Genomic DNA, 24,078 nt, shown 5'->3' with positions numbered 1-24,078 from the left:
GGCTGTGAGCCAGCAAGCTGAGGTTAGTTTTGAAAAGATTATTGCTTGTTTTTGTGCTAATCAGCCTATCTTCACTGTTTGTGGGGGTGGGCGATTTGTCTTTTATCGCCCTGATGAATGGCGATGCCAATAGCTGGAACCTGCTGTTCACCAGCCGCGCTCCACGTCTTCTCGCGGTATTACTGGCCGGTGCAGGGTTAAGTATCGCTGGCCTGATCATGCAGCAAATCAGTCAGAACCGTTTTGCCGCGCCGTCCACCTCCGGCACCATCGAGTGTGCGATGCTGGGCTATGTGTTAAGTCTGGTCATTTTTGGTGACGGCAATAACCTGTGGCTGATTTTTGCGGTAGCTATGGTGGGGACGCTGATTTTCGTCCAGTTCATCCAGCGCATTCAGTTTAAGAACGCCATCTTTGTGCCGCTGGTCGGGATCATCTTCGGTAATGTCGTCAGTTCGGCGGCGACGTTTATCGCCTACAAATACGACGCGGTGCAGAACCTGTCGGGCTGGGCGGTGGCCAACTTCGCCAACCTGCTTAAAGGCAACTATGAGCTGTTGTATATCGCGGTTCCCGTGGCGATATTCAGTTACCTGTACGCAGCGCGTATTTCTGCGGTGGGTATGGGTAAAGACTTTGCCGTGAATCTGGGGCTCAATTATCAGCAGGTGCTGGTGATTGGGGTGTGTCTGGTGTCAGTGATGTCGGCGACGGTGGTGATGATTGTCGGTCAGCTGCCATTTCTGGGCCTGATTGTGCCGAACGTAGTGAGCTATTACTACGGCGACAACCTGAGACTCAACATTCCGCGCACCGCCATTTTCGGCGCGTTATTGGTGCTGCTGTGCGACCTGATTGGCCGCGTGATTATCTTCCCGTATGAAGTTCCGATTTCTATGATCATCAGTATTTTTGGTGGTGTGGCGTTTATTGCGCTGATTCTGCGAGGCCAGCGCCATGCACGATAAACTTAAACTCACACTGTTGATTGTGCTGGCAATGGTGTTTGCCGCTGCATTCATCGGTGTCGGCCTGACGCCGGACAACTATCAGTATTTCTTGTCGCGCCGCGTGCCGAAAGTGCTGGCGATTGTGCTGGCGGGTATTGCGATTGCGCAGTCGTCGCTGGCATTTCAAACCATCACCCACAACCGCATCCTCACACCGAGCATCATGGGTTTTGATTCCTTGTATCTGTTTGTACAGGTGGGGATTGTGGCGCTGTTTGGCGGCTTGAGCAGCTTTGCGATGAACGCGTACCTCAACTTCTCGTTGTCGGTTGCGGCGATGCTGGGCTTTTCAACTGTGCTGTTTACGTTCTATTTCAACAAAGAGAAGCGCAACCTGATTGCGCTGTTGCTGCTGGGCGTGATTCTGGGGCAGTTGTTCTCCAACATCGCATCTTTCCTCATCATGCTGATGGACCCGAACGATTTTGCGTCGGTGCAGGCGAACATGTTTGCCAGCTTCAACAACGTCAAAGTCAGCCTGGTTTATTTTGTTGCGCCATTACTACTGTTGGTCGCGTATCTGCTGTTTCGCATGCACCGCGTGCTGGATGTGTTTTGGTTGGACAACGATAACGCCGTCAGTCTCGGGGTGGATGTGCGTAAAACTACGCGTAATGTGTTGATGTTGAGCGCGGTGCTGATCTCGATTTCCACCGCACTGATTGGTCCGATTATGTTCTTTGGCATTCTGGTCACCAACCTGACGCGCGAATGGTTTAAATCCTATCAGCATCGCGTGCTGCTGATTGCCTGTTCGGCGATGTCGGTGTTTGCGCTGCTGGCAGGGCAGTGGATCGTCGAAAAAGTGTTCCATTTTGGCACCACACTCAGCGTCATCATTAACTTTGTTGGTGGCATCTATTTCCTTTCTCTTCTGATTCGTAATAAAGTGGTCTAGCAATGATTCAACTCGATAAACTGACGAAAATATTTGGGCAACAAGCGGTGGTGAAAGACGCCAGTGCTGAGTTCGAAAAAGGTAAGGTCACGTCAATCATCGGGCCCAACGGCGCGGGTAAAAGTACGCTGCTCTCAATGGCGAGCCGACTGGTGAATCGCGATGAAGGTAAAGTGTGGATCGACAGCAAAGAGCTGGTGGACTGGGACACCAAAGCGCTGGCGAAAAAGCTGTCGGTGCTGCGTCAGGCCAACACGCTGACGATGCGTTTCACTGTGCGAGAGCTGGTTTCATTCGGCCGTTTTCCTTATTCGCAGGGCAAACTGGATGCGCGAGATCAGCAAGTGATCGACCAGTCGATTGAGTATCTCGATCTGCAGAGCATTCAGAACAAGTATCTGGATGAGCTGAGTGGCGGTCAGCGTCAGTTGGCGTTCATTGCCATGGTGATTGCCCAAGATACCGACTATGTGTTTCTGGATGAGCCGCTGAATAACCTCGACATCAAACACTCGTTGCAAATCATGGCGACGATTCAACGCTTGGCGCACGAGCTTAATAAAGCGGTGGTCGTGGTGATTCACGACATCAACTTTGCGTCGTGCTATTCCGATTGCATTATTGCGCTGAAGAAAGGCAAAGTGGTGGCGACGGGCAGTGTGGAAGAGGTGATACGGGAAGAGGTTTTGGGCGATATCTACGAAACGCCGTTCCGCGTGCTTGAGATTGAAGGCAAGCGCATGTGTTTGTATCACACGCACTGATGCCCGATTAATCCGATTGTTTTGCCATAAAAGCCTGCGGTGATTGACCAAAGGCTTTTTTAAATGCCGCGGTAAAATTGGACGGGTGATGATAACCCGCTTCATACGCCGCTTCAGTAATGGTGACGTAGCCCCGCTCCAACTGCTGGCGCGCGTTATTGAGGCGTCGCTGACGCACATAGTTCGCCACCGTCATGCCCATCTGCTGCTTGAATTTGCGTTGCAGATTTGATGTGCTCATCGCCATTTGCTGTGCCAATGCGTCGAGCGATAACTCCTCGTAAAGGTGCTGATCGAGAAAATGCACGATCTGCCCCATTTGCGAACAGTAACTGCGAGCCTCGCCGGTCGTTTGTTCATGATTGAGTGGCTCAAGTTGTTCAACCGTTTTAAGCACCAAATCAATCGCGGCGTGCTCCAGGTGCAGGGTTTCTAGCAGGGTTTGCGGTTTGGGCGTTGCCAGTATACGACGTACTCCGCTCACCATCTCTTCACTTAATGTCAGATGGCAAAACGCTTTGTCTTGCTGGATAAACTGCGTTAGCGGGCAGGGCTTGCGAATGCGTTTACTCAGCCACGCCTGATCCAGAATGATGTTGAGTTTAACGACGTGATTGTCCTTTTGCAGACGGCGGCGAAAGCTCGCTGGCTGAGTGAAATTGACAATTACGCCCTGAGCCTGTTTACCCGCCTCTAAATTAAACTCCAAATCGTCATAGCCAAAAATCAAACTGCCTTCAAGCAGCAACGTGATGATGACCGATGCAGGCGTCGTAGCGACCACATTGGAGTTCGTCAGCTCGTGGCTTATTCCGCCATGCAGCATAAATGCGCCTTCGTTGGCGTAGTTGATGTACGATCCTTCCGCCAGTGCGGCCGCCTGTCTCTGGCCGTGGCTAATAATAATCTGCTTATCATCCTGCTGCAGTTTTCGGGTCATCGTGACCTTTTTCGGAATCATTTCCTGACGTTGACTGAGTGACATACGGTTATTTCTCATAAGCGTTATGCGATTTTGCATAACCTATTCATCTTCTCATTCTGAGTGCGTCACTCTACCATGTTTGCGAATTATTATCATTTGTATTTTCATAACTAAAATATAAGGAATGTAAGAAAATGCGTTCTATTCACAAGTCAGTGGTATGTTTGGCGATCAGTGCAGCGCTGAGCAATATGGCTTTTGCCCAGCAAGAAGAGACTCAGACCGACAATGTTGTGGTGTGGGGAACCAAAGTGTCCAGTAGCTCAGAATCTCTGGGTACGGATGATCTGTCAGTTAAGCAGGCTGACCATATGTCCGACCTGCTGCGTGATATTCCAGGTGTGGATGTTGGCGGCACACATTCAGTCAACCAGCGTATCAACATTCGTGGTCTGAACGAAACGGACCTGGATATTCGTCTTGATGGTGCTTCACAACACGCCAACATGTTCCACCACATCGGCAACCTGACTCTTAACCCAGACATTCTGAAATCGGCCTATATTCAGGTTGGTAACAACTCGGTGACGCAAAGTGGTCTTGGCGGTGCGGTGTATTTTGAAACCAAGAACGCGAAAGATCTGCTGCGCGGTGACGAACAATTCGGTGTACGCGTTTTTGGCGGCTACAACTCGAACGCCAGCGAGCAAGGTTCGGTAACCGTTTATGGTCAGCTGAGCGACGATGTTGATGCCATGTTGTACGCACAAGGCATTGCTCGTGACAATTTTGAAGACGGCAATGGTGATGAAACCTTTGGCGTTAAAGGCGATACCTACAATATTCTGGGTAAAGTGGGTTATGAACCTGCGGCCGGCCACCGTTTCCAACTGGCGTATGACCTGTATCGCGATGAAGGCGATTACAGCCCGCGCCCGGACATGAACGGTTCAGCGAACACCAACCTGACTGCTGATGACCTGCTGCCAACCAAATATAACCGTGACACTGTCACCGCGTCATACAAACTGACCAAAGAGAAACACAGCGGTACGGTAACACTTTATAGCAGCGAAACCGAAATCGAACGTGACGAAAGCAAAGTGACCGGTCGTTGGCCGCGTCCGAAAGATACCAATACGGCGACCAACCGTAACGTGGGTCTGAACGCGAAGTTCCAGTCGGATTACCAATTGCTGAACCTGGACAACCGCGTGGTCTACGGTGCCGATGTCGTCGATCAAACCAGTAAGAGCTCTTACGCCGGTTCGTCTTACATGGACGAATCTCGCCTGTCGAACGCTATTTTTGCTGAGAACACCCTGTCACTGACCGAGAGCTGGAACATTACCGCTGGTCTGCGTTACGACGACGTGAAGCGCAAAGCGGTGAATGAAACCAACAACTTCGATGACGTGACCTGGTCTCTGGGCACCGAATGGGCAGTGAATTCAGACTGGACGCTGTTTGCCAATGCTCGCTCGCTGTTTAAAGCGCCTGAGCTGTTGGAAACCTTCGTGATGTATCAACAGACATCTTATTTGGCGGATGACATCAAAGCAGAAACCGGTCTGAACACTCAGGGTGGTGTACGCTTTGACAAGCGCATTGATGATCACTTTGTGGCTGCGAACCTGACGGTATTCCGCACCGAAATCGACGATTACATCATGCAAACCTGGGATAGCGCGGTAGACGGCTATCGCTTTGAAAATACAGGTGATGTAGTGATTAAAGGTTTTGAAGTGAGTGCGACCTACGCATACCAAGCGTTCAGCTCTCGCCTGTCTTACTCACGTTCAGACACCGAAGACAAATCAACCGGCGGTCCGATGCTGGATGCCAACGGCCGCAGCGCCGACATGGGCGACAGCATTGCTCTGAACCTGGGCTATCACGCGGATTCAATCGACACCTTGTTTGGCTGGACGTCAATTGTGGTGCTGGATGAAACCAATGTGGAAGAGAACAGCGATAAGAAAGAAGGGTATGACACGCACAACCTGTATGCGCAGTGGATGCCTTACGCCGTGCCTGACCTGACGGTAACCTTCGGTATCGACAACATCTTTGACGAACTGTACGTATCACACGCATCACGCACTGGAGCGAATGCCCGCGCAGGTGCCATGGATGATTACGAACCGGGTCGCAGCTTCAAGATTTCCGCATCTTACCAGTTCTAACCCTTTTGCCCGCTGCGAGGCGGGCAACATCAAGGATATTTTATGCAATACCAATCTAAAGCCGAATTACGTTCTGAACATGTCGCCAAATACCTTGTCACCTTGTGTCGTCACTTTGCCCGTAAAGTGCCGGCCAGCTGGGATGAAGTACAAGGCCGCGTGGAATTTCCATCCGGTGTGACAACGCTTTCACTTGATGATGAACAGCAGCGCCTGATCTTCGTCTGCCAGAGTGACAGTGCCGAGAAAGTCGCCGTGCAGCAGTCGATCATCAATGAACACATTGTCATGTTCGCGCGTCGTGAACCGATCACACTCGACTGGAATGAGATTCTGGTTGCATAAAATACAAAATATTATTCATAACAACATCAGCTAAGCTAGGCAACAAGGGCTCCTTCAGCAATGACGGAGCTCTTTTTTATTCACTGAACTGTGATTGATGGAAATATTTCCAACCTCAAAAAAAATCAATCATTGTCAAAGATCAACAAAAAAACGTTTCCATCACATAAAAGACTAAAACAAAGTTGAAAGATTCAAAAATTATTGAATAATGGGAGTCTGTAAATGGAGAAGCGCAGGCTTCGAACTCTCAGTCGGAAACAGGATACAACCCCATGTCGAACTCGTATGTGTTGGTCATCAACTCAGGTAGCTCCTCACTTAAATTCGCAGTCATTGATTCAAAGAGCGGTGATGCTTTGGTGTCGGGTCTTGGCGAATGTTTTGGTTTGCCGGAAGCGGTCATCAGCTGGAAATATCAGGGTCAGAAAACCGAAGAAGCCATTAGTACCCCAGAAAACCATCACCAGTACGCGGTAGACCGCATTGTAAAACTGGTTGATACCCTTGGCTTTACCAACGACATCGTGGCTGTAGGTCACCGTATCGTTCACGGTGGTGAGCACTTCACGTCCACCGTGCGCATTGACGACAACGTGATCGACGAAATTGAACAACTGGCTGACCTGGCGCCGCTGCACAACCCGGCACACGTGAAAGGTATCCGCGCTGCGGTTAAAGCATTCCCGACGCTGCCACAGTTTGCTGTGTTCGATACCGCATTCCACCAAACCATGCCGAAAAAAGCGTACAGCGGTGCAATCCCGACTGAGCTGTACAAACAGTACGCTATCCGCCGTTACGGTTTCCATGGTACCAGCCACTACTACGTAAGCCGCGAAGCCGCCAAGATGCTCGGCAAAGACGTCAACGACACCAACGTGATTTCCGTTCACCTGGGCAACGGTGCGTCAGTTTGTGCCATCCGCGATGGTCAGAGTGTTGATACCTCTATGGGCTTCACCCCACAAGCTGGCCTGATGATGGGTACCCGTTCTGGCGACATCGATCCGGGCATCATCGAGTTCCTGCTTAAGAAAGGCTGGACCAAAGAACAAGTGTTCGAAACGCTCTACAAAAAATCGGGTTTCCTTGGTGTATCTGGCCTGACTTCTGATGCGCGTGGCGTTCTGGAAGCAATGGAGCAGGGTCACGAAGGCGCGAAACTGGCGTTTGAAGTGTTTACCTACCGCGTTGCGAAATACATTGCCTCTTACATGATCCCGCTGGGTCGTGTGGATGGCATCATTTTCACTGGGGGCATCGGTGAGAACTCGCTGCCGATCCGTCGCGAAATCCTGAACTATCTATCCGTGTTCGGTTTCGTTGAAGATGCAAAAGGCAACGAAGACGCACGTTTTGGTAATGCCGGCATTGTCGCGAAATCCGAGATGATGAACGCGATTGCTATGGTTATTCCAACCAATGAAGAATTCGTGATTGCTCAACAATCAGTCGCGATGTTGTAATCGTTTAGTTTGCTCCACACTCTGACGATGCTTAAGCGAACCTTCGGGTTCGCTTTTTTTATTCTTGATGTTGGATAGACCAACGTAAGGTAAGCGCATGCGCACTAACAAAATGTTATGTGTCCGATAATTTGAAGCGAATCCAATAGTTTAAAGCTTTGTGTAGAATAGTCAGCGATCTGATTTACTCTATTGGTCAAAATCAAATGCTAGGTAGAGTGGAATGACAATACATGATAGTTTCTGGAACGCAGCACAAAGGAAAGGTTTTGTTCGATATACACTTGAGTCTGGTTGCCCATTCGCATTGATCATGTTCACTTTTACTGGTGTTATCTATGATCAGTTTTCTGAGGGCTTTTTTACCTTAACGATATTAAAGCATCTGTTCTGATGGTTAGGGGCAGGTATTCTTTTTGGAATGTATCAGTGGTTTTCTTTAAAAAGAAAGATCATTAAGTACACCTCAAGCACATAACAAACGAGTATGCCGCCAATAGCTAATTTTTCGCCATATTCGTGTCCACATAGTACCGTCTCTTAGCATTGAATCTAGGATCACAACCATCTTTTTCTAACACAGGCAATCAGGGCTACTTTCTTGGGTTTTCCCGACTTAAGTAGTCGCTGATATGTAGTCTTAAAAACCGGAGTTCTATGGGAAGAAACATACTTAACCGCCATAATGCGAGCATCATGTCCTAATTTACTAAGCGTTCTTGCCCAATAATGTGCACCTCCACACGCTTCGAGTCCTATACGCATAGGTGGCATATTTGCTATTGTGGTCAGTAATTTAGAGCGAATAACCGATTTATGAAGAACTACTTTATCTTGTGAGTCAACGACATGAATACTGAAGTGGTTTTTAGCTAAATCGATACCGCCAAAATAAGAATAATCAGACATGGTGCCTCCAGTGTTAATAAGTACCACGTAAGTGTGGCAGACTCTCTGGAGGGGAATCCATGTCATTCGTTAGGTGACTAAGTAGGATCAATTCTGATGAAGTGTAATAAATGCAATAATTATTTCGAGGTTAAAGAGCTAAAACAAGTTGAGGAATCCTTATTTTGTAAAGGTTGTTTTTCATCATTGTTGGATGACGCTTTATCGCCCAAAAATATGAGAAAGAAATTACCTATTAATCAAAAAAGTAAGCTTACGCCTAAAAGTCCTAGATTGGGAAGAGTAGAGTTTACTTTTTACATGATTGTCGTATGGGCGTTCTTGCCAATTCTGACACAGTTAATAATATTTAAATTCTTGAACTACCCAATTACTCATCAACTTTTGTCAAAGGATTTAATTATTTTTCTAGATAGTTTTAAGCCTTTGGAAGTCGCGCGCGTTGGTGGAGGCTATAGTGGAATTTACAATGCAATGAACCTCTGGATGATTCAAATTCCAATTTCTATGATTTATGCTCATGGTCGATTAAAGGATATCGGTTGGAGCCCTATATTATCCTTAGTGTTCGGCCTCCCTATAATCAACTTATTACTTTGCTTTTGGAAAGGAACTAAAGGAGAAAACATTTATGGCTTGCCATCTGGTGAAGCTGCATTGGGTAAAAAAATACTAGTCTATGGTTCACCCATAATAGTCCCTGTAGCTTTGTTAATTTTTGGTGTCATCCTATACGCTTGATATCATCGCATACAAGTAGTTAAGAGGGATTCTCAACGCTTCGCATTTTTTTGCTCCACTTTAAATTTAGTGTTTACAGAACAATGAGTTAGGTGTGTGGGTGGCGTTGATTACCACTCAATGCGGCGTTATGTACTAGGAAAAAATATGGACATTAATATTAGATTGAATATTTACAAATATGTTTTCACGGAATTCGTTTATATAGCGTTTTTGTCGCTTGTTTTGTTTGGGCTTTCAAGTGGTAGCAATCAGTGGTTAGGGCTCTTTGTGTTTGCTATGTGTATAGGTACAACCATTAGAGTATTTATGCTGTGGCGCAAGCTCAGGAATAGTGCGCTAAAAATGTCAGGTGGAAGATTGCTTTTCAAAGGGTTTGCTTGCGATGTCACTCAGCCGTGTCGCTTTCTTCCTTTTGGTATTTGGTCGACAGCCAAGGTTTCATATTTTGAAGATAGCATGCAAAAACGTAGTATTTATATTCCTAAAAGTGCTTTAAGCCATGAGCATTGGCAGCAAGTGTTGGGGCATCGTACATAACAATCGCCTCAAGAGGGACTGTCAACGCGTTGCGTTGACAGTCCCAATGAGCGGCGGTGGTTACGGTTGTTGTGTTTGAGTATTGCGCCATGCCTAATGCGTTGTCAGCCCCTTAGGCGGGCATTAACCCATAGAAATTCTTATCCGAAATTCACTTGATACAACCGACGTACTGCCACGCTTCCTTCCATATCTTTACTAGCAGATGCGATACAAATATCAGCCCAGCTAATGAAGAATTCGTGATTGCTTCATATCTTGACGATGTTTAAGCGAACCTTTGGGTTCGCTTTTTTATGGCTGGAGAACGTAACAAGGTGGGTAAAAAGTATGTGCGATGTGGGTTGAGAACAAGGTCATAAATCTGGAGTGTGAGAGCACGAATTTGTCGCACATAAAACGCGTCCACTATAGTGTGATCATTCTTGGTCAAGTTTGATTTACATCTTAATCAAGCATTAACTCAATACTATCAAGGGACAAGGAGGTTCTATGAGTCATAAAATCAGTGGCGGATGCTGTTGTGGTGAAGTGACCTTTGCTGTGGAAGACGACTTCAAACATTTCTATTTCTGTCATTGCGAGCAATGCCGAAAAATGACGGGGTCAGCGCATGCCTCCAACCTGTTTACGTCACCGGACAACATTCGTTGGCTGAGCGGTGAGGACGTCACGCAGCGTTATGATCATCCGCACCGTTCATTTACTCAGGTGTTTTGCAAGATATGCGGCTCCGGCCTGCCTTACGTTTCATCCAGCGGAAAATTTTTGATTGTGCCGGCGGGAAGCCTTAACGAAGAGCCAAGCAAAACGCCGGATGCGCGCATTTTTTGCAGCGAGCAGACCGAATGGCATAAAGCCGGGCTGGAAGCGCCGCAAGTGGCGAAGTTTCCGGAGTAGCCTTGAATATGTTGATGCACAAGGACAACCAGTCAGAGACGACAAAGAACAGCGGTTTATTATTCGTCACGCCTGAATTAAGCGAGTTCGAACAGGTCTTCGCGACGGTTAAACAAGGTATTTTCGACTTGGTAGATGAAGTGTTTGGCTGGGATGATGAGTTCCAGCGTCAACGCCTGCGCACCGATTATCAATGGGCTTGGTTCCACTGGATTGTGCACCGTGGCGAGCGGGTCGGCCTCATCTGTTTTAAACCCTATGACAACGCTTACCATGTGCATCTGCTGATTATCTTTCCCCACTATCAGAATCAGGCCATCGGTCAGTCGGTGATGCAACAACTGAACGCCATGGGCCAAAAAGAGCAACGCTCGGCGATAACTTTGTCGAGCTTTGCCGCCAATCACGCCGCTATTCGCTTTTATCAGCGCCTTGGATACCGAATCACGGAGCAAGAAGCGGATTTCGTATCGATGGCGCTCAGGCTGGATGAACGCTAAACGGCATTGCCCTTTGCAGTCGGTTTGAGAATCGGCTAACGTGATGAATCGACATCATCAGGGGGAATGCATGACCAGAAAGATCTTTGTTGTCAGACACGGACAAACTCAGTTCAACGCCGAGCGAAAGTTGCAGGGGCATTGTAATTCACCACTCACCAGTACAGGTAAAGCTCAGGCTTTGGCGGTGGGTACCCACCTTAAATCTCATCTAAATGGTCGCCCGTATCGGGTGTACGCCAGTTCACTGGGACGCGCGGTGCAGACGGCTCATATCATCTGCGATGAAATTGGCTTTGAGAAAGCGCATTTGCATCAAGATGACCGTTTGAAAGAGTTCTCACTTGGTGAGTGGGAAGAAAAGCCGCTGTTTGATTTACTGGAAGAGGATCCGCAATTGCTCGATAGTCGCGATTGGTATCTCAAAGCGCCAAACGCAGAACGCTATCAGGATGTGAAAGCGCGCCTGAAAGAGTGGTTGGCTGAAGTGCCAGAGCAGGAAGATATCGTGGTGGTCAGCCATGGTCTTACTGGTATTGTACTGCGCGGGCTGCTGTTGGGTCTGAACTACGATAAAGTGTGGGAGCAGGACTTACCGCAGGATGCCTTTTTTGTTATTCAAAACGGCGAAATGGAGCGGGTGAACTGTTACCAGGACAAATCGTTGATTTGATGGCGCCGAATGTCTCGCATGACTTGCCTGCCGCGAGCACTTTAAGTAGTGTGGCGGCTCGTCCGAGAGGCGAAAACATCCACCTTGTTCTAGGAGCCCGTGCGTGAGCCATAAAGTGCAGAATGTCGACCCGTTAATTTGCCCGTTATGCGGCAATGGCAATGCCTGCGTTAATCTGTCTACCGGAGATGTGACGAAATCCTGTTGGTGTAACGATCCCAACATCACTTTTCCACAGGAGCTGCTGGACCGAGTGCCCAAAGACGCCAAGCGCAAAGCCTGTATTTGCAAAACTTGCGCGCTGAAATTTCAGCATGAGAAAGCGCAGGGCGTTCAGTTTTACCAGCCAGAATAAAGCACTAAGGAAATCGCGACATGGACGGTGACATCAAAGCACTCTTGATGCGGTACCTGACACAACTGGATACCGTGGTTGAGAAAATTCCGCCTGAACTGTTTGCCACAGCGCTGGCAGACGATATGTTCTCATTGGAGATGAACGCGAAAATTGCGGCCAATTTTGCTTTGCGCGGCTATTGCCCGTTAGCCAGAGTTGAAGAGGTATCTTTTTTCACTTCGCAAGCCGGCAAACAAGCCGTTCGCCAACAAATTGCCCAAACGCTCGCGTATCTGGCGGCTGAACCTGCTTTACTCCACTGGCAAGATGACCGCGTCTTAAAAGATAACGCGGGAGAGACCACGATAGCGTTGGCGCCGTTTGAGTTCTTCCATCATTACATTGTGCCGAACATGCTGTTTCACCTCAGCATGGTTTACGCCATCGCCCGGGCTAACGGCGTGGCGCTGAGCAAAGGGGATATGGATGGTTTACATCGCTATTCTCCGGGCTTCAGTTTTCTTCCAAAGTAGCCCAGAACGTCAACGAGCCATTCGGCTCGTTTTTTATTGCTTCAATCCCCTGATGCGTCATTTCTCAATGGACGATTTTGTCATCGAGCTTAAATTGTGACCTGAGCCAGATACGCAGAAGATTGCTGTGCTAAAGAGTGTTAATGGTTAAATTTTCACTTCATGTAAGTTCATAAATCAGCATAACCCTGACTATGTTTAAATCAGGGAGTGCTAAGTTGAGGCGGCGACAATGGATGAATCAAGGGATATGAACATCGACTTACGCCAAATGGTCATTGCGATTGAAACCGCAGTGTCGTTGGTCGGAATGAACGATACCAATCACGGCAAACGGGTGGGTTACATCGCCAGCCAGATTGCCAGCGAAATCGGGCTCAGCGATGACGATATTCAGTACATTTTTGAACTGGGTATGTTGCATGACTGCGGCGTGTCGACCGAACAAATGCACTCCAATCTGGTGAATCACTTCGACTGGGATGACGCGCATATTCATTGTGAAATCGGTCATCGGTTATTACGAAACTTTGCGCCGCTGGCGAAATTTGCGGTCCCGATTTTGTACCATCACACTCCGTGGGCGGAGTTGAACAAAGCGGACATCAGTGTGCGCGATGCGCGTATGGCGAACCTGATATTTCTGGCCGACAGGATTGATGTGCTGGGTGCAGGCCATTATGAAAGCGACATTTTGCTGGTTCGTGATGACATCGTGAAATCAATCAGCGACAGCTCAGGGAGTTATTTTGATCCCGAGTTGGTGCGTGTATTTCAGAGCATTCAAAAAGCGGAAGCCTTTTGGATTGCGCTTGAGGATCGTCATATCACTCGTTACACCTGGGACATGGGGCGTATGCCCAGTAACCAGCAACTCTCTCTGGCGCAAATCAAGCAGTTGTCGCTCATCATGTCCTATGTCGTCGATCAGAAAAGCCCGTTCACGGCGCAGCATTCGGTCAGGGTGGCGGATGTGGCGCGCAGCATTGCACAGGCTTACGGGTTGCCAGCCTCACAGTGCGACAAAATTGAAATTGCCGGGCTGCTGCACGATCTGGGTAAACTCAATATTCCCGACGATATTCTCGACAAACCCGGCCCACTGGATGAATACGAGCGGGCAGTCATGAGTCGTCACAGCTACGAAACCTATGAAATCCTGCGCAATATTGAAGGGCTGGGGGAAGTGGCTCGCTGGGCGGCGTTTCATCATGAAGGCATCAACGGCGTCGGGTATCCGTTTCACCCAAGGGAGCGAGAACTGAGCAACGAAGCGCGCATTATTGCGGTTGCCGATGTATTTCAGGCGCTGGTGCAGGATCGCCCGTATCGAGAGGGCATGAGTCAGGACGGTGTACTGACGTTACTCAGTGGTATGGTTGATGCCGGAAAACTGGACAGCGGGATCGTTGATCTGGTGAATCAGATTGCCGAGCCGCTATATGCCGTCGCCAAGGGAGCCGATCCTAACCACAATCAGGCGTATCTCAACCTGTTTGCCGAGTAATCGGCAAAATTGATCTGTGCTCAAATTTTCAGCTGGAATTTCAGTTTCTTGATTTAGATCTAATGGAAAATTCTGGTTTTGAAAATTTGAGCTATTTTGTTTAAAAACGCGTTAGTTCTCAATTTTTGTCCCTGCTAGCCTACAGCCAATCAAACGTAACCCCTTAAATAAGAACAAGGTTGCCGCACGGTACAGCATGACCTGTACTGGCTGAAGCCAGAGGAGCACAATTATGTCTAACATGTTTTACATCCCTTCTTCTAACCTGATGGGCCCGGGCTGTCTGGCCGATGCCGCGACGGCGATTGCCTCTCACGGTTTTCAGCGCGTACTGATCGTCACTGACCGTTTTCTGAATAAAATGGGCGTGGTCGATAAAGTGGCGGCCCTGCTTAAGCAAGCGGGTGTAGACACGGTCGTGTTTGATGAAACCAAACCTAACCCAACCGTGGATAACGTGGAAGCCGGTTTAGCAAAACTCAAAGCCAGCAACTGTGACTGCGTGATGTCACTGGGTGGCGGCTCACCGCATGATTGTGCCAAAGGCATCGCACTGCTGGCAGCCAATGGCGGTGAAATTAAAGACTATGAAGGCGTCGATAAATCGGCGAAACCTCAACTGCCTCTGTTTGCGGTCAACACCACGGCGGGTACCGCGTCTGAAATGACCCGTTTCTGCATCATCACCGATGAAAAACGTCACATCAAAATGGCGATTGTCGATAAACACGTAACCCCAATGATGTCGGTCAACGATCCTGAGCTGATGCTGGCAAAACCTGCGTCACTGACGGCGGCAACCGGTATGGACGCACTGACTCATGCGATTGAAGCGTATGTGTCCGTTGCGGCAACCCCCATTACTGATGCAGTGGCGATCAAAGCGATCGAAATGATTCAGGCCAATCTGCGTCAGGCAGTGAAACACGGTGATGATATCAACGCTCGTGACAACATGGCTTACGCACAATTTATGGCGGGTATGGCATTCAACAACGCATCATTGGGCTACGTGCACGCGATTGCGCACCAGTTGGGTGGTTTCTACGACCTGCCACATGGTGTGTGCAACGCAGTACTGCTGCCTCACGTACAGCAATACAACAGCGAAGTGGCGGCAGAGCGTTTGACCGACGTTGCACGCGCTATGGGTGTGGATACCGAAGGCATGACACCACGTGATGGTGCGGCAGCAGCGATTCGCGCCATCTGCAAGTTGTCATCGGATGTAAACATTCCGGCTGGCCTGACAGAACTCGGCGTGAAAGAAGCAGACTTCGACATTCTGGCTGAAAACGCACTCAACGATGCTTGTGGTTTCACGAACCCGAAACAGGCAACGCATGAAGAGATCGTAGCGATTCTGAAAGCGGCGATGTAATCCGGCTTCAGGTGTTCATGAACCCCCTGTCATGGGCACCTGACCTTTTCCCTTATCCAGCTCTGTCTTTCCTCTGTTACACGCTAAATCCCCATTTTTTATGTTGGGATCATGTTCATATCAGAACGATTCCCTTACACTGGCGTTTCTGCAAACCGTGACCATTTGGGCTGAATGAAAACTCTCAACAGTTTCCGTCGGATTGATGAAACCGAATACGCGTTGTCCACCGACAAAGTCAACATGCTGTACTATCACCTGCCAAAGCATTTTCAGGGCGAATACCGCTCTTACGAGACGCCACGCCTGTGCACGATTTTGCAGGGCAGCAAAGATGTGCGTATCAACCAGTCACAGCAATTTACCTATCGCAAAGAGCAGTGTGTACTGTTGCCACCGCATGCCAACGTGCACATGTCGATGTCGGAATTTACCAAAGCACTGGTGTACGAATTCAGTGAAGACGTGTTGCAGGATGTCAGCGCCAGAGTCGGCGACCAGCTGGAAGTGAAAGCCTCTCTCGATCACGATTACAGCCACTTCCAGATGGATTATCTGCAAGATCGCATCTATACGCTGCATGGTCGCGCTCAGGAAATTTTGCGCAGCAACGACAGCAACATTCCGTTTCTGCTCGATTTGGTAACGCAGGAAATGGTGTATGAACTGCTGAAGCGGCAGGGCTCGCACGAGATTTTGTCGCAGCATCAACATCATCCGGTCAATCGTGCGATTCGCATGATGAAAGCCCATTTAGGCGAACCGTTATCGATTTCCGAACTGGCGGAAGAAGTGCGAATGTCGCTGCCAAACTTCAGTCAGAAATTCAAACTGGTCACCAACCAAACGCCGAAAGAGTATTTCACCCGCTTGAAGCTCAATCAGTCAAAACGCTATTTGAACCAGTTGTCGGTCACCGATACCGCGCTTGAGCTGGGGTATGAAAATATTTCCCATTTTATCCGCCTGTTTAAGAAAGAGTTTGGTGTGACTCCGAAGCAGTTCAAACTTTCTCAGGAGTTAACACACTAAACTGGTCGAGTCTTTGATTGCGGGAGAAAGACCATGCCTCGTCAAACTGTGCTGATCCGTGGCTTGTTTCGCGGCAAATATCATTGGGGAACGATTCCGGAAAAGCTCAATGCCCGGTTTCCTGAGCGTGAGTTTCTGTGTCTCGATATTCCCGGAGCGGGCGATCGCCACCAAGAACGCTCACCGTGGCGAATTGAGGAGATGGTCGACAGCCTGCGCGCTCAGCGTGTTGGCAATGAACCGGTTGATCTCATCGCCATTTCTATGGGCGGAATGATTGGCCTCAACTGGGCTGAACGCTACCCAAATGAAGTGAGCAGCCTGTTTTGCATCAATACCACCGCACGAGGGTTCAGCCCGTTTTATCAGCGGTTGCGTCCTGATAACTATCTCAACATCTTACGGGCACTGTGTGCGCCACCCCAACGCAGAGCCCGCATCATTTATAGTATGGTAGCCAATCGCCCGATGGACGATGGCGTCATCGCGCAATGGTCAGCACTGGAACAGCGTCTGCCCATGCAGCCGATGAACTTTATCCGCCAGTTGGCCGCAGCGCTGTGTTTTAAGGCGCAACAACCACAATGCCGCTTGATGTTTGTCTCTTCGTTACACGACAAACTGGTCAGCACCTTAGCCACACAAGCGCTGGCCAAAGCATGGCAGTCGCCGTTGATCCTCAACCCGCAAGACGGTCACGACATTCCGCTGGATAATCCCGAATGGCTGATAGAGCAATTGGTGCATTGGTATCAGCAAGCGTGACCCAAACAAGAGTACAAAATGACTAATATCGAAGAAACGTTCGACGCCGAAGGCGCACAGCTTCATTATCAGATTCATCGCCAACCGCAGCGTCATACCGTATTGGTGATGCACGGCGGTTTAGGCAGTTCGCATGATCTTCTCACCCTTTATGCCGCAATCCCTGAGGATTACCAGATCGTCAGCGTCGACTTTCGTGGACACGGTCGTTCGACCCTTGGCCATGGCAGTTTGAGTTACGCGCGTTACCAAGCGGATATCGAAGCCCTGCTTGATCATCTGGAGATTGATGAGTTTTCAATTCTCGGCTTTAGTGACGGCGGCATTGTTGGTTACCGACTTGCAGCGGCGCATCCGGACAGAGTCAAACGCCTGATCACGCTCGGCTCACAATGGCGGCTTGAAGCGGGCGATCCTTCGATTGAGGTGTTGAAAGGGTTGACGCCAGAGTTCTGGATAGCGCGTTTTCAAGACGATGTCGCACGCTATGAAGCGAGCAATCCGCAACCGGACTTTGCTCATCTGGTCGAGAAAGTGAAAGCGCTGTGGCTCGATACTTCCGAGAGCGGCTATCCGAATCGTCAGGTGGTGGAGATTCTTTGCCCCACCTTAGTCATTCGTGGCGACAACGACTTTTTGTTTTCGCTGCCAGAAGCGGTCGCTTTGGTGGAAACCCTGAAAGATGGCCACTTTATGAATGTGCCGTTCGCAGCGCACGGTGTGCATCTGGAATCTCCGCACATGGTCGCCATGGCGGTATCCCATTTTTTGACCTGTACTTTAGCTAACGCCGAGTAACCGGAACGATGGTATGACTGAAAAACTGACGGGTCTGCGTCCATTTCGCGTGGAAGACATGGACGATCTGCTTAACGTATGGCTTTCGGCCTCGATTGAGGCGCACGATTTTGTTGCGGCTTCGTACTGGCAGTCGCAGGTTGAGAATATGCGCCATTTGTATCTGCCAGCATCGGAAGTGTATGTCTATCTCCTCAGCGGCGAACTGGTTGGCTTTTACGCGCTGTATGAAAATACGCTCGCGGCGATTTTTGTCAGCCCGGATTGTCAGGGGCAGGGCATCGGCACGCTACTGCTCGATCACGCCAAACAGCAGCGCGCTCAATTGAGCCTGACGGTATACAAAGAGAACCAGGCCAGTTGCCAGTTCTACCTCAAACAGGGTTTTCATGTGGTGCGCGAACAAACCGATGAGCATACAGGGCATGCTGAGTTGGTGATGAGCACATGACAGATATCATGGAAACCCCTGAGCAAGGTGTTAGCTGGCAAATCGCCTCAGAGGCGAACTATGCCGAGCAGCTCACCCGCAATAACATGGCGCGCTATTATCAGAGCCGGGGCTGGAGGTGGGATTCAGCCCGTTATCACGCCACCTGGAATGAGACAGAAAACGTTGAAGTTTGGCACAAGGGCGAGAGGGTGGGCATCATTCGCATCACTTTGATTTCAAAAGAGGCGTTTGAAACCAATGAGGAGCAAACGTACCTGTTCGTGCATGATTTGCAATTGGACCTTTCTCAACAAGGGTTGGGTATTGGCCGGGCTTGCATTGAGTGGGTAAGGCATCGCGCTGCGCAGCAGGGCATCAAGCAAGTGCGATTGCGGGTGTTCAGTGAGAACCGCGCGCAGGCGTTGTATCGCCGCATGGGATTTCGTGTGGCATCGGAACAGGACGGGCTGGTGGAGATGGCGCTCAATCTGGCATAACGTGAACCACAGGCTTTATCCGCCGCGTCTTTTCCGCTAAGGTATTCGCGCATTTCAAACTGCCCCTGGATCAGCAGACAGGGTAATAACTGAGCTGGGTAATTGATCGTTGAACTCATAGCAATCAAGGAGCCTGCTTATGTCTGCACAACGCCTATGGATACAATCCCCGCTTGCCTGTTTTACTGCTAACCACTGCGATGCCAGTGGTGGTCTGGTCATTGACAACAACCGCATTGTTGAACTGCTAGCTCAAGGACAAACGCCGTCGACGCCCGTCGATGAGGTGTTTGATGCCCGTGAGCTGGTGATCATTCCGGGATTGATTAATACTCACCATCATTTTTATCAAACCTTAACCCGAGCGTGGGCGCCCGTTGTGAGCGTGCCGCTGTTCCCGTGGTTAAAAACCTTATATCCGGTTTGGGCGAAGCTGACACCAAAAGCACTGGAGTTGGCCAGCAAAGTGGCGCTGGCTGAATTACTGTTATCTGGCTGTACCACCGCGGCCGATCACCATTATCTGTTTCCGACCGGAATGGATGAGGCGATCGACATTCAGGTGGCAGCCGTTCGTGACATGGGCATGCGCGCCATGTTGACCCGAGGTTCAATGAGCCTTGGGGAAGATGAAGGCGGTTTACCGCCACGGCACACCGTGCAAAGCGGTGATGTGATCCTCAAAGACAGCGAGCGCTTAGTGAAGCGTTATCATGAACGGGGCGAGGGCGCGCAGATCCAAATTGCGCTTGCGCCGTGCTCGCCCTTCTCGGTCACGCAGAACATCATGGCCGACAGCGCCATGCTCGCCAAAGAGCTGGACGTGCGTTTACACACGCATCTTGCCGAAACCCTCGATGAGGAAGCCTTTTGCCTCAAAATGTTTGGTATGCGTACGGTCGATTACCTCGACAGCGTCGGCTGGCTGAGCGATCGCACTTGGCTGGCGCACGGCATTCATTTTAATCAGCAAGAAATCGAACGCCTTGGACGCGCGGGGACTGGCGTGTGTCATTGTCCGGTGTCGAATATGCGCTTGGCATCGGGCATGTGTCCGACGCTGGATCTGCAAGCTGCTGGCGCGCCAGTGGGGTTGGGCGTTGATGGTTCCGCATCGAATGACGCTTCCAACATGATGTATGAAGCGCGTCAGGCCCTGTATCTACAGCGGCTGAAATATGGCGCCGAACGCATCACGCCGGAAGTGGTGCTTGGCTGGGCGACCCGCGGTTCGGCTGCACTGCTCGGGCGATCGGACATTGGAGAAATTGCCGTCGGGAAACAAGCCGATCTGGCGATGTTCAAACTCGATGAGCTGCGTTTTTCCGGCAGTCATGATCCGATTGCCGCTTTGTTGCTTTGCGGCGCAGAAAAAGCAGAGCATGTGATGGTAGGCGGACAATGGCGGGTGAAAAACGGCATCATTGCCGGGCTTGATATTCAAGCCCTGATGGCTGAACACAAAGCTTTGGCCGCGAAGTTGGTCGCCAGCGCTTAGTCCGGCGTTATCATCGCAGCAAGTTGATCGAAGTAAAAACGGCAATGCAAAAGAAAAGGCGAACCTTGCGGTTCGCCTTTTTTAGGACTCAAAGTTATGTTCGGACTCTTAACTTTGTTTGCGGATTAGGTAGTCAAACGCGCCTAAGCTTGCTTTCGCACCTTCACCCATCGCAATGATGATCTGTTTGTAAGGGACTGTCGTTGCGTCACCTGCAGCAAACACACCATCCATGCTCGTTTCGCCGCGGCTGCCGATTTCAATCTCGCCACGGGCAGACAGTTCAACTGCTGAATCTTTCAGCCATTCGGTGTTAGGCACCAGACCGATTTGAACGAAGATACCAGACAGTTCAAGCTGCTTAATTTCATCCGTGTGGCGGTCTTTGTATTTCAAGCCCGTTACACGAGTACCATCACCCACCACTTCGGTTGTCTGAGCCATCGTGATGATGTCGATGTTTGGCATTGAATTCGCTTTGTTAATCAGTACTTGGTCTGCACGCAGTACGTCAGCAAATTCCAGTACGGTCACGTGTTCGACGATACCCGCTAGGTCAATCGCCGCTTCAATACCTGAGTTACCACCACCGATAACCGCGGTTTTCTTGCCTTTGAACAGCGGGCCGTCACAGTGCGGGCAGTACGCCACACCTTTGTTACGGTATTCTTGTTCGCCAGGAACGTTCATTTCACGCCAGCGAGCACCCGGGCTTAAGATGACACTGTTACTTTTCAGTGTCGCGCCGCTTTGCAGGTTCACATGGATTTTGCCATCGGTTGTGAACTCAGCGCCCATCAGCTTCTCAGCTTGCTGTTCAGTGATGATGTCCACGCCGTACTCTTTCAGGTGTTCACCCAAATTCGCCGCCAGTTTTGGACCTTCTGTGTGTTTCACGGAGATGAAGTTTTCGATCGCCATGGTGTCCATCACCTGACCACCCAAACGCTGTGCCACGATACCCGTGCGAATGCCTTTACGTGCTGCGTAAATCGCTGCCGCTGCACCTGCTGGGCCACCGCCGACAACAAGTACATCGTATGGGGCTTTTTCGTTGAGGCTTGCGGCTGCTTTTTCTGCTGCGCCGTCATCCAGTTTGTTCAGGATTTCAGCCAGAGTCATACGGCCTTGGCCAAACAGTTCACCGTTAATGAACACACTTGGAACGGCCATGATGTCGCGATTTTTCACTTCGTCCTGGAACAGTGCGCCGTCAATCATGGTGGCGCGGATGTCCGGGTTGATCGCCGCCATCATGTTGAACGCTTGCACTACGTCAGGACAGTTTTGGCAAGACAGAGAAATGAACACTTCGACGTCGAGCTTTTTGCCGAGTTTCGCGATTTGCTCAATCGTTTCTTGCTCCAGTTTGATTGGGTGACCGCCAGAGTGAAGCAGCGCCAGAACCAGAGAAGTAAATTCGTGGCCCATCGGCACACCAGCAAAACGCAGCTGTGTACCTTTGTTTGGGTTGGTCACTGTCATGACTGGTTTGCGATCGCTCGCGGCATCGTCACGTTCTACGCTGATCAGTGGGCTGAGTTCTGCAATTTCATTGGCCAGTGCCAGAATGTCTTGTGAGCCTTTGCTTTCATCTAGGCTGACCACTAAACGGACGTCTTCTTTTAAATTTGTCAGATACTGTTGTAACTGTTGCTTGATCGCTTGGTCTAGCATACGAAAATACCTTTTTCTTTATTATTCAATTTTAGAGTGGTCACTCTGGATAAAAGGGGGAGAGCGGACCGGGCATTTAGGTCGTCAGGTAAAACACCCAGTTCGCTCTCGAACTAGTTCGTAATCAAAAGATTACTGGCCAGGCTTAGTTAGATTTTGCCAACTAGGTCTAGTGAAGGAGCCAGAGTCTGCTCGCCTTCTTTCCATTTCGCTGGACATACTTCGCCTGGGTGAGAAGCAACGTACTGAGCTGCTTTCACTTTACGCATCAGGTCTTCTGCGTCACGGCCGATGCCTTCTGCAGTGATTTCCATTGCCTGGATAACGCCTTCTGGGTCAATCAGGAATGTTGCACGGTCTGCCAGACCTTGGCCTTCACGCATCACACCGAAGTTGTTAGTGATGTTGCCAGTTTGGTCGCCTACCATGTAGTAGTTGATTTTGCCGATAGTGTCTGAGCTGTCGTGCCATGCTTTGTGAGTAAAGTGAGTGTCAGTCGATACTGAGTACACTTCTACGCCACGTGATTGAAGCTCTGCGTAGTGATCCGCAAGGTCGCCAAGTTCAGTTGGACATACGAAAGTGAAGTCCGCTGGATAGAAGAAAAATACTGCCCATTTGCCCAGAACGTCCTGTTCTGTGATATCAACGAATTTGCCTTCTTTGAATGCTGTTGCGCTAAATGGTTTGATTTTAGTATTAATCATATTCCGAGTTTCCTTTAAGTTATTGGGTTTGGAATGTCTTGTCTTCGGGATGTATATTCCCATCCACACCCAATTTAGGAAAATCGCTTGTAGCTATTCTATTGATAGGCAATTTCTATAGTCAGTTGCGCAAAATAGGCTACGTTCGATAGGTAAAATCCATCAGCATTGACCGTTCATAGGTTAATTTCTTTATTTTTCCGTTGGTTATTGAGATTGTCTTTGCAAGCGCAACCATTCAGTGGCAGTCTGTTTTTTGTGCGCAACATCGGGAAATACAATCACAAAGGAGCAGGGAACGTGATGGAAATAGCCGTAAATAACCCGCCAAACGTGGCAAATGAAATTCATATTGTGACGCCGCGTCTTATTATGCGTCCCATAACGCGCGAGGAATGGCCGTTATTTCAGCAACTGCATAACGATCCAAACGTTATTTCTCTGTGCTTCGATAAACCAGACGATAACCAGTTGCGGGACAAGTTTGCGCAAAAGCTGGTTCCTTGGGTTGTGAACCAAAACTTGTGGCTGTGTCTGACGATTCAAGAGCGCGAAACTGGAAAGTGGGTGGGCATCACCGGATTTCTCGATGGGCAAGGCGTGGCCGAAGTGGGCTACCTATTACTGACTGAGCAGCACGGCAAAGGCTATGGCACCGAATCGCTGCGTGCGGTGATTGAGTGGGCGCAGCAGGAGTACGACATTCAGCAGTATCGCGCCATTGTGACGCAAGGGAACGTTGGCTCTGAGCGGGTACTGGAAAAGTGCGGCTTTACCTTAGAGCGTATCGATCCGCTGGCGTATGAGATTGGCGGCAAACGCTATGACGACCACATCTATACCCTCCCTACTTGAAGTTGCAGCGGTGTTGGCTGCATTCATTCACCCCAATCACATAGCGTATCTATGCTCATGGGGACTCACTCATTTGCCGCCTACCTGCAACTCCAAGTTGTTTGGGTATATGCGCATAAGGGTTAACGGCTTTGAATTGAGCTGGTTTTTTGTCTATCCATCCCGATCTTGGTTCCCAACTTCAGGTTTTCAGCAAAG

25 protein-coding genes and 1 pseudogene are annotated in these 24,078 nt (G+C 49.6%); 22 read left to right on the top strand and 4 right to left on the bottom strand.

Features of this window, described 5'->3' with window-relative positions; genetic code table 11:
• Positions 1-29: 29 nt before the first annotated feature.
• From vctD to vctC, 3 genes are read left to right on the top strand one after another with little or no spacing between them, the layout of a single operon-like run.
• On the top strand, positions 30-968 hold the full coding sequence (gene vctD / locus LGV68_RS13235) for an iron chelate uptake ABC transporter permease subunit VctD (RefSeq protein ID WP_024375265.1): 939 nt from the start codon (positions 30-32) through the stop codon (positions 966-968).
• Positions 958-1,908: an iron chelate uptake ABC transporter permease subunit VctG gene (vctG, locus tag LGV68_RS13230; RefSeq protein ID WP_024375266.1), complete on the top strand. Its 951-nt coding sequence runs from the start codon at positions 958-960 to the stop codon at positions 1,906-1,908. Before vctD ends, vctG begins: the two co-directional genes overlap by 11 nt.
• Positions 1,909-1,910: 2 nt before the next feature.
• Positions 1,911-2,672, top strand: coding sequence for an iron chelate ABC transporter ATP-binding protein VctC (gene vctC, locus LGV68_RS13225; RefSeq protein WP_020328205.1), 762 nt, complete (start codon positions 1,911-1,913; stop codon positions 2,670-2,672).
• 7 nt (positions 2,673-2,679) lie between these two features.
• On the opposite strand, the gene LGV68_RS13220 is transcribed toward vctC, so the two are convergent.
• A complete protein-coding gene (locus tag LGV68_RS13220) occupies positions 2,680-3,657 on the bottom strand; it encodes an AraC family transcriptional regulator (RefSeq protein WP_020328207.1) in 978 nt (325 codons plus the stop codon).
• A gap of 134 nt (positions 3,658-3,791) precedes the next feature.
• On the opposite strand from LGV68_RS13220, the gene LGV68_RS13215 reads away from it, so the two are divergent.
• The 3 genes from LGV68_RS13215 to LGV68_RS13205 all read left to right on the top strand — a co-directional run bounded on the left by LGV68_RS13215 (position 3,792) and on the right by LGV68_RS13205 (position 7,597).
• On the top strand, positions 3,792-5,783 hold the full coding sequence (locus tag LGV68_RS13215; RefSeq protein WP_252535401.1) for a TonB-dependent siderophore receptor: 1,992 nt from the start codon (positions 3,792-3,794) through the stop codon (positions 5,781-5,783).
• A 42-nt stretch (positions 5,784-5,825) separates the two neighbouring features.
• The gene (locus LGV68_RS13210) at positions 5,826-6,128 is read left to right on the top strand and encodes a DUF2218 domain-containing protein (RefSeq protein ID WP_020328210.1); all 303 of its coding nucleotides are present in this window, start codon (positions 5,826-5,828) and stop codon (positions 6,126-6,128) included.
• Positions 6,129-6,403: 275 nt separating this feature from the next.
• On the top strand, positions 6,404-7,597 hold the full coding sequence (locus LGV68_RS13205; RefSeq protein ID WP_024375275.1) for an acetate/propionate family kinase: 1,194 nt from the start codon (positions 6,404-6,406) through the stop codon (positions 7,595-7,597).
• 651 nt (positions 7,598-8,248) lie between these two features.
• Here the strand turns inward: LGV68_RS13205 and LGV68_RS13200 are convergent.
• Positions 8,249-8,506: pseudogene (locus tag LGV68_RS13200) on the bottom strand (IS110 family transposase); the annotation flags it as partial.
• Between the two features lie 96 nt (positions 8,507-8,602).
• On the opposite strand from LGV68_RS13200, the gene LGV68_RS13195 reads away from it, so the two are divergent.
• The 15 genes from LGV68_RS13195 to LGV68_RS13125 all read left to right on the top strand — a co-directional run bounded on the left by LGV68_RS13195 (position 8,603) and on the right by LGV68_RS13125 (position 20,641).
• Complete coding sequence (locus LGV68_RS13195) at positions 8,603-9,247, top strand: DUF805 domain-containing protein (RefSeq protein WP_252535400.1); 645 nt, start codon at positions 8,603-8,605, stop codon at positions 9,245-9,247.
• A gap of 147 nt (positions 9,248-9,394) precedes the next feature.
• Positions 9,395-9,787: a hypothetical protein gene (locus tag LGV68_RS13190; RefSeq protein WP_252535398.1), complete on the top strand. Its 393-nt coding sequence runs from the start codon at positions 9,395-9,397 to the stop codon at positions 9,785-9,787.
• Positions 9,788-10,279: 492 nt separating this feature from the next.
• A complete protein-coding gene (locus tag LGV68_RS13185; protein WP_020328215.1) occupies positions 10,280-10,687 on the top strand; it encodes a GFA family protein in 408 nt (135 codons plus the stop codon).
• Positions 10,688-10,695: 8 nt separating this feature from the next.
• Positions 10,696-11,187 carry a GNAT family N-acetyltransferase gene (locus tag LGV68_RS13180; RefSeq protein ID WP_252535395.1) on the top strand — a complete coding sequence of 164 codons (492 nt, stop codon included), beginning with the start codon at positions 10,696-10,698 and terminating at the stop codon, positions 11,185-11,187.
• A gap of 70 nt (positions 11,188-11,257) precedes the next feature.
• Positions 11,258-11,860, top strand: coding sequence for a histidine phosphatase family protein (locus LGV68_RS13175; protein ID WP_047460628.1), 603 nt, complete (start codon positions 11,258-11,260; stop codon positions 11,858-11,860).
• A gap of 103 nt (positions 11,861-11,963) precedes the next feature.
• Positions 11,964-12,215, top strand: a complete 252-nt coding sequence (locus LGV68_RS13170) for a cysteine-rich CWC family protein (RefSeq protein ID WP_020328218.1) — start codon at positions 11,964-11,966, stop codon at positions 12,213-12,215.
• A gap of 20 nt (positions 12,216-12,235) precedes the next feature.
• The gene (locus tag LGV68_RS13165; RefSeq protein ID WP_158126124.1) at positions 12,236-12,730 is read left to right on the top strand and encodes a DUF1993 family protein; all 495 of its coding nucleotides are present in this window, start codon (positions 12,236-12,238) and stop codon (positions 12,728-12,730) included.
• A gap of 232 nt (positions 12,731-12,962) precedes the next feature.
• Positions 12,963-14,237 (top strand): HD domain-containing phosphohydrolase, encoded by a 1,275-nt coding sequence (locus tag LGV68_RS13160; protein ID WP_252535393.1) that lies wholly within the window; start codon positions 12,963-12,965, stop codon positions 14,235-14,237.
• 232 nt (positions 14,238-14,469) lie between these two features.
• Positions 14,470-15,618, top strand: coding sequence for an L-threonine dehydrogenase (gene yiaY / locus LGV68_RS13155; protein WP_061055816.1), 1,149 nt, complete (start codon positions 14,470-14,472; stop codon positions 15,616-15,618).
• Between the two features lie 174 nt (positions 15,619-15,792).
• Positions 15,793-16,650: an AraC family transcriptional regulator gene (locus LGV68_RS13150; RefSeq protein ID WP_020328222.1), complete on the top strand. Its 858-nt coding sequence runs from the start codon at positions 15,793-15,795 to the stop codon at positions 16,648-16,650.
• Between the two features lie 33 nt (positions 16,651-16,683).
• Positions 16,684-17,415 (top strand): alpha/beta fold hydrolase, encoded by a 732-nt coding sequence (locus tag LGV68_RS13145; protein ID WP_171934323.1) that lies wholly within the window; start codon positions 16,684-16,686, stop codon positions 17,413-17,415.
• An 18-nt stretch (positions 17,416-17,433) separates the two neighbouring features.
• Positions 17,434-18,213: an alpha/beta hydrolase gene (locus LGV68_RS13140; protein WP_252535391.1), complete on the top strand. Its 780-nt coding sequence runs from the start codon at positions 17,434-17,436 to the stop codon at positions 18,211-18,213.
• 13 nt (positions 18,214-18,226) lie between these two features.
• Positions 18,227-18,664, top strand: a complete 438-nt coding sequence (locus LGV68_RS13135; protein WP_020328225.1) for an N-acetyltransferase — start codon at positions 18,227-18,229, stop codon at positions 18,662-18,664.
• On the top strand, positions 18,661-19,143 hold the full coding sequence (locus tag LGV68_RS13130; RefSeq protein WP_165879388.1) for a GNAT family N-acetyltransferase: 483 nt from the start codon (positions 18,661-18,663) through the stop codon (positions 19,141-19,143). The genes LGV68_RS13135 and LGV68_RS13130 overlap by 4 nt, the downstream gene beginning before the upstream one ends.
• A gap of 139 nt (positions 19,144-19,282) precedes the next feature.
• On the top strand, positions 19,283-20,641 hold the full coding sequence (locus LGV68_RS13125) for an 8-oxoguanine deaminase (RefSeq protein ID WP_252535389.1): 1,359 nt from the start codon (positions 19,283-19,285) through the stop codon (positions 20,639-20,641).
• 108 nt (positions 20,642-20,749) lie between these two features.
• Here LGV68_RS13125 and ahpF read toward each other — a convergent pair whose 3' ends face one another.
• Entirely contained in the window at positions 20,750-22,318 is a 1,569-nt protein-coding gene (gene ahpF, locus LGV68_RS13120) for an alkyl hydroperoxide reductase subunit F (RefSeq protein ID WP_208593559.1), read from the bottom strand.
• A gap of 149 nt (positions 22,319-22,467) precedes the next feature.
• Positions 22,468-23,025 carry an alkyl hydroperoxide reductase subunit C gene (gene ahpC / locus LGV68_RS13115; RefSeq protein ID WP_020328230.1) on the bottom strand — a complete coding sequence of 186 codons (558 nt, stop codon included), beginning with the start codon at positions 23,023-23,025 and terminating at the stop codon, positions 22,468-22,470.
• 303 nt (positions 23,026-23,328) lie between these two features.
• Here ahpC and LGV68_RS13110 point away from each other — a divergent pair, with 303 nt between their 5' ends.
• Positions 23,329-23,880, top strand: coding sequence for a GNAT family N-acetyltransferase (locus LGV68_RS13110; protein WP_222738435.1), 552 nt, complete (start codon positions 23,329-23,331; stop codon positions 23,878-23,880).
• The last annotated feature ends 198 nt before the right edge of the window (positions 23,881-24,078 follow it).

It is taken from the genome of Vibrio sp. LQ2 (assembly GCF_023920125.1).
GTDB classification, from domain to species: domain Bacteria; phylum Pseudomonadota; class Gammaproteobacteria; order Enterobacterales; family Vibrionaceae; genus Vibrio; species Vibrio fluvialis.
The sequence above is the reverse complement of the archived record's forward strand: the minus strand, read 5'-3'. Positions and strand labels throughout refer to the sequence as shown.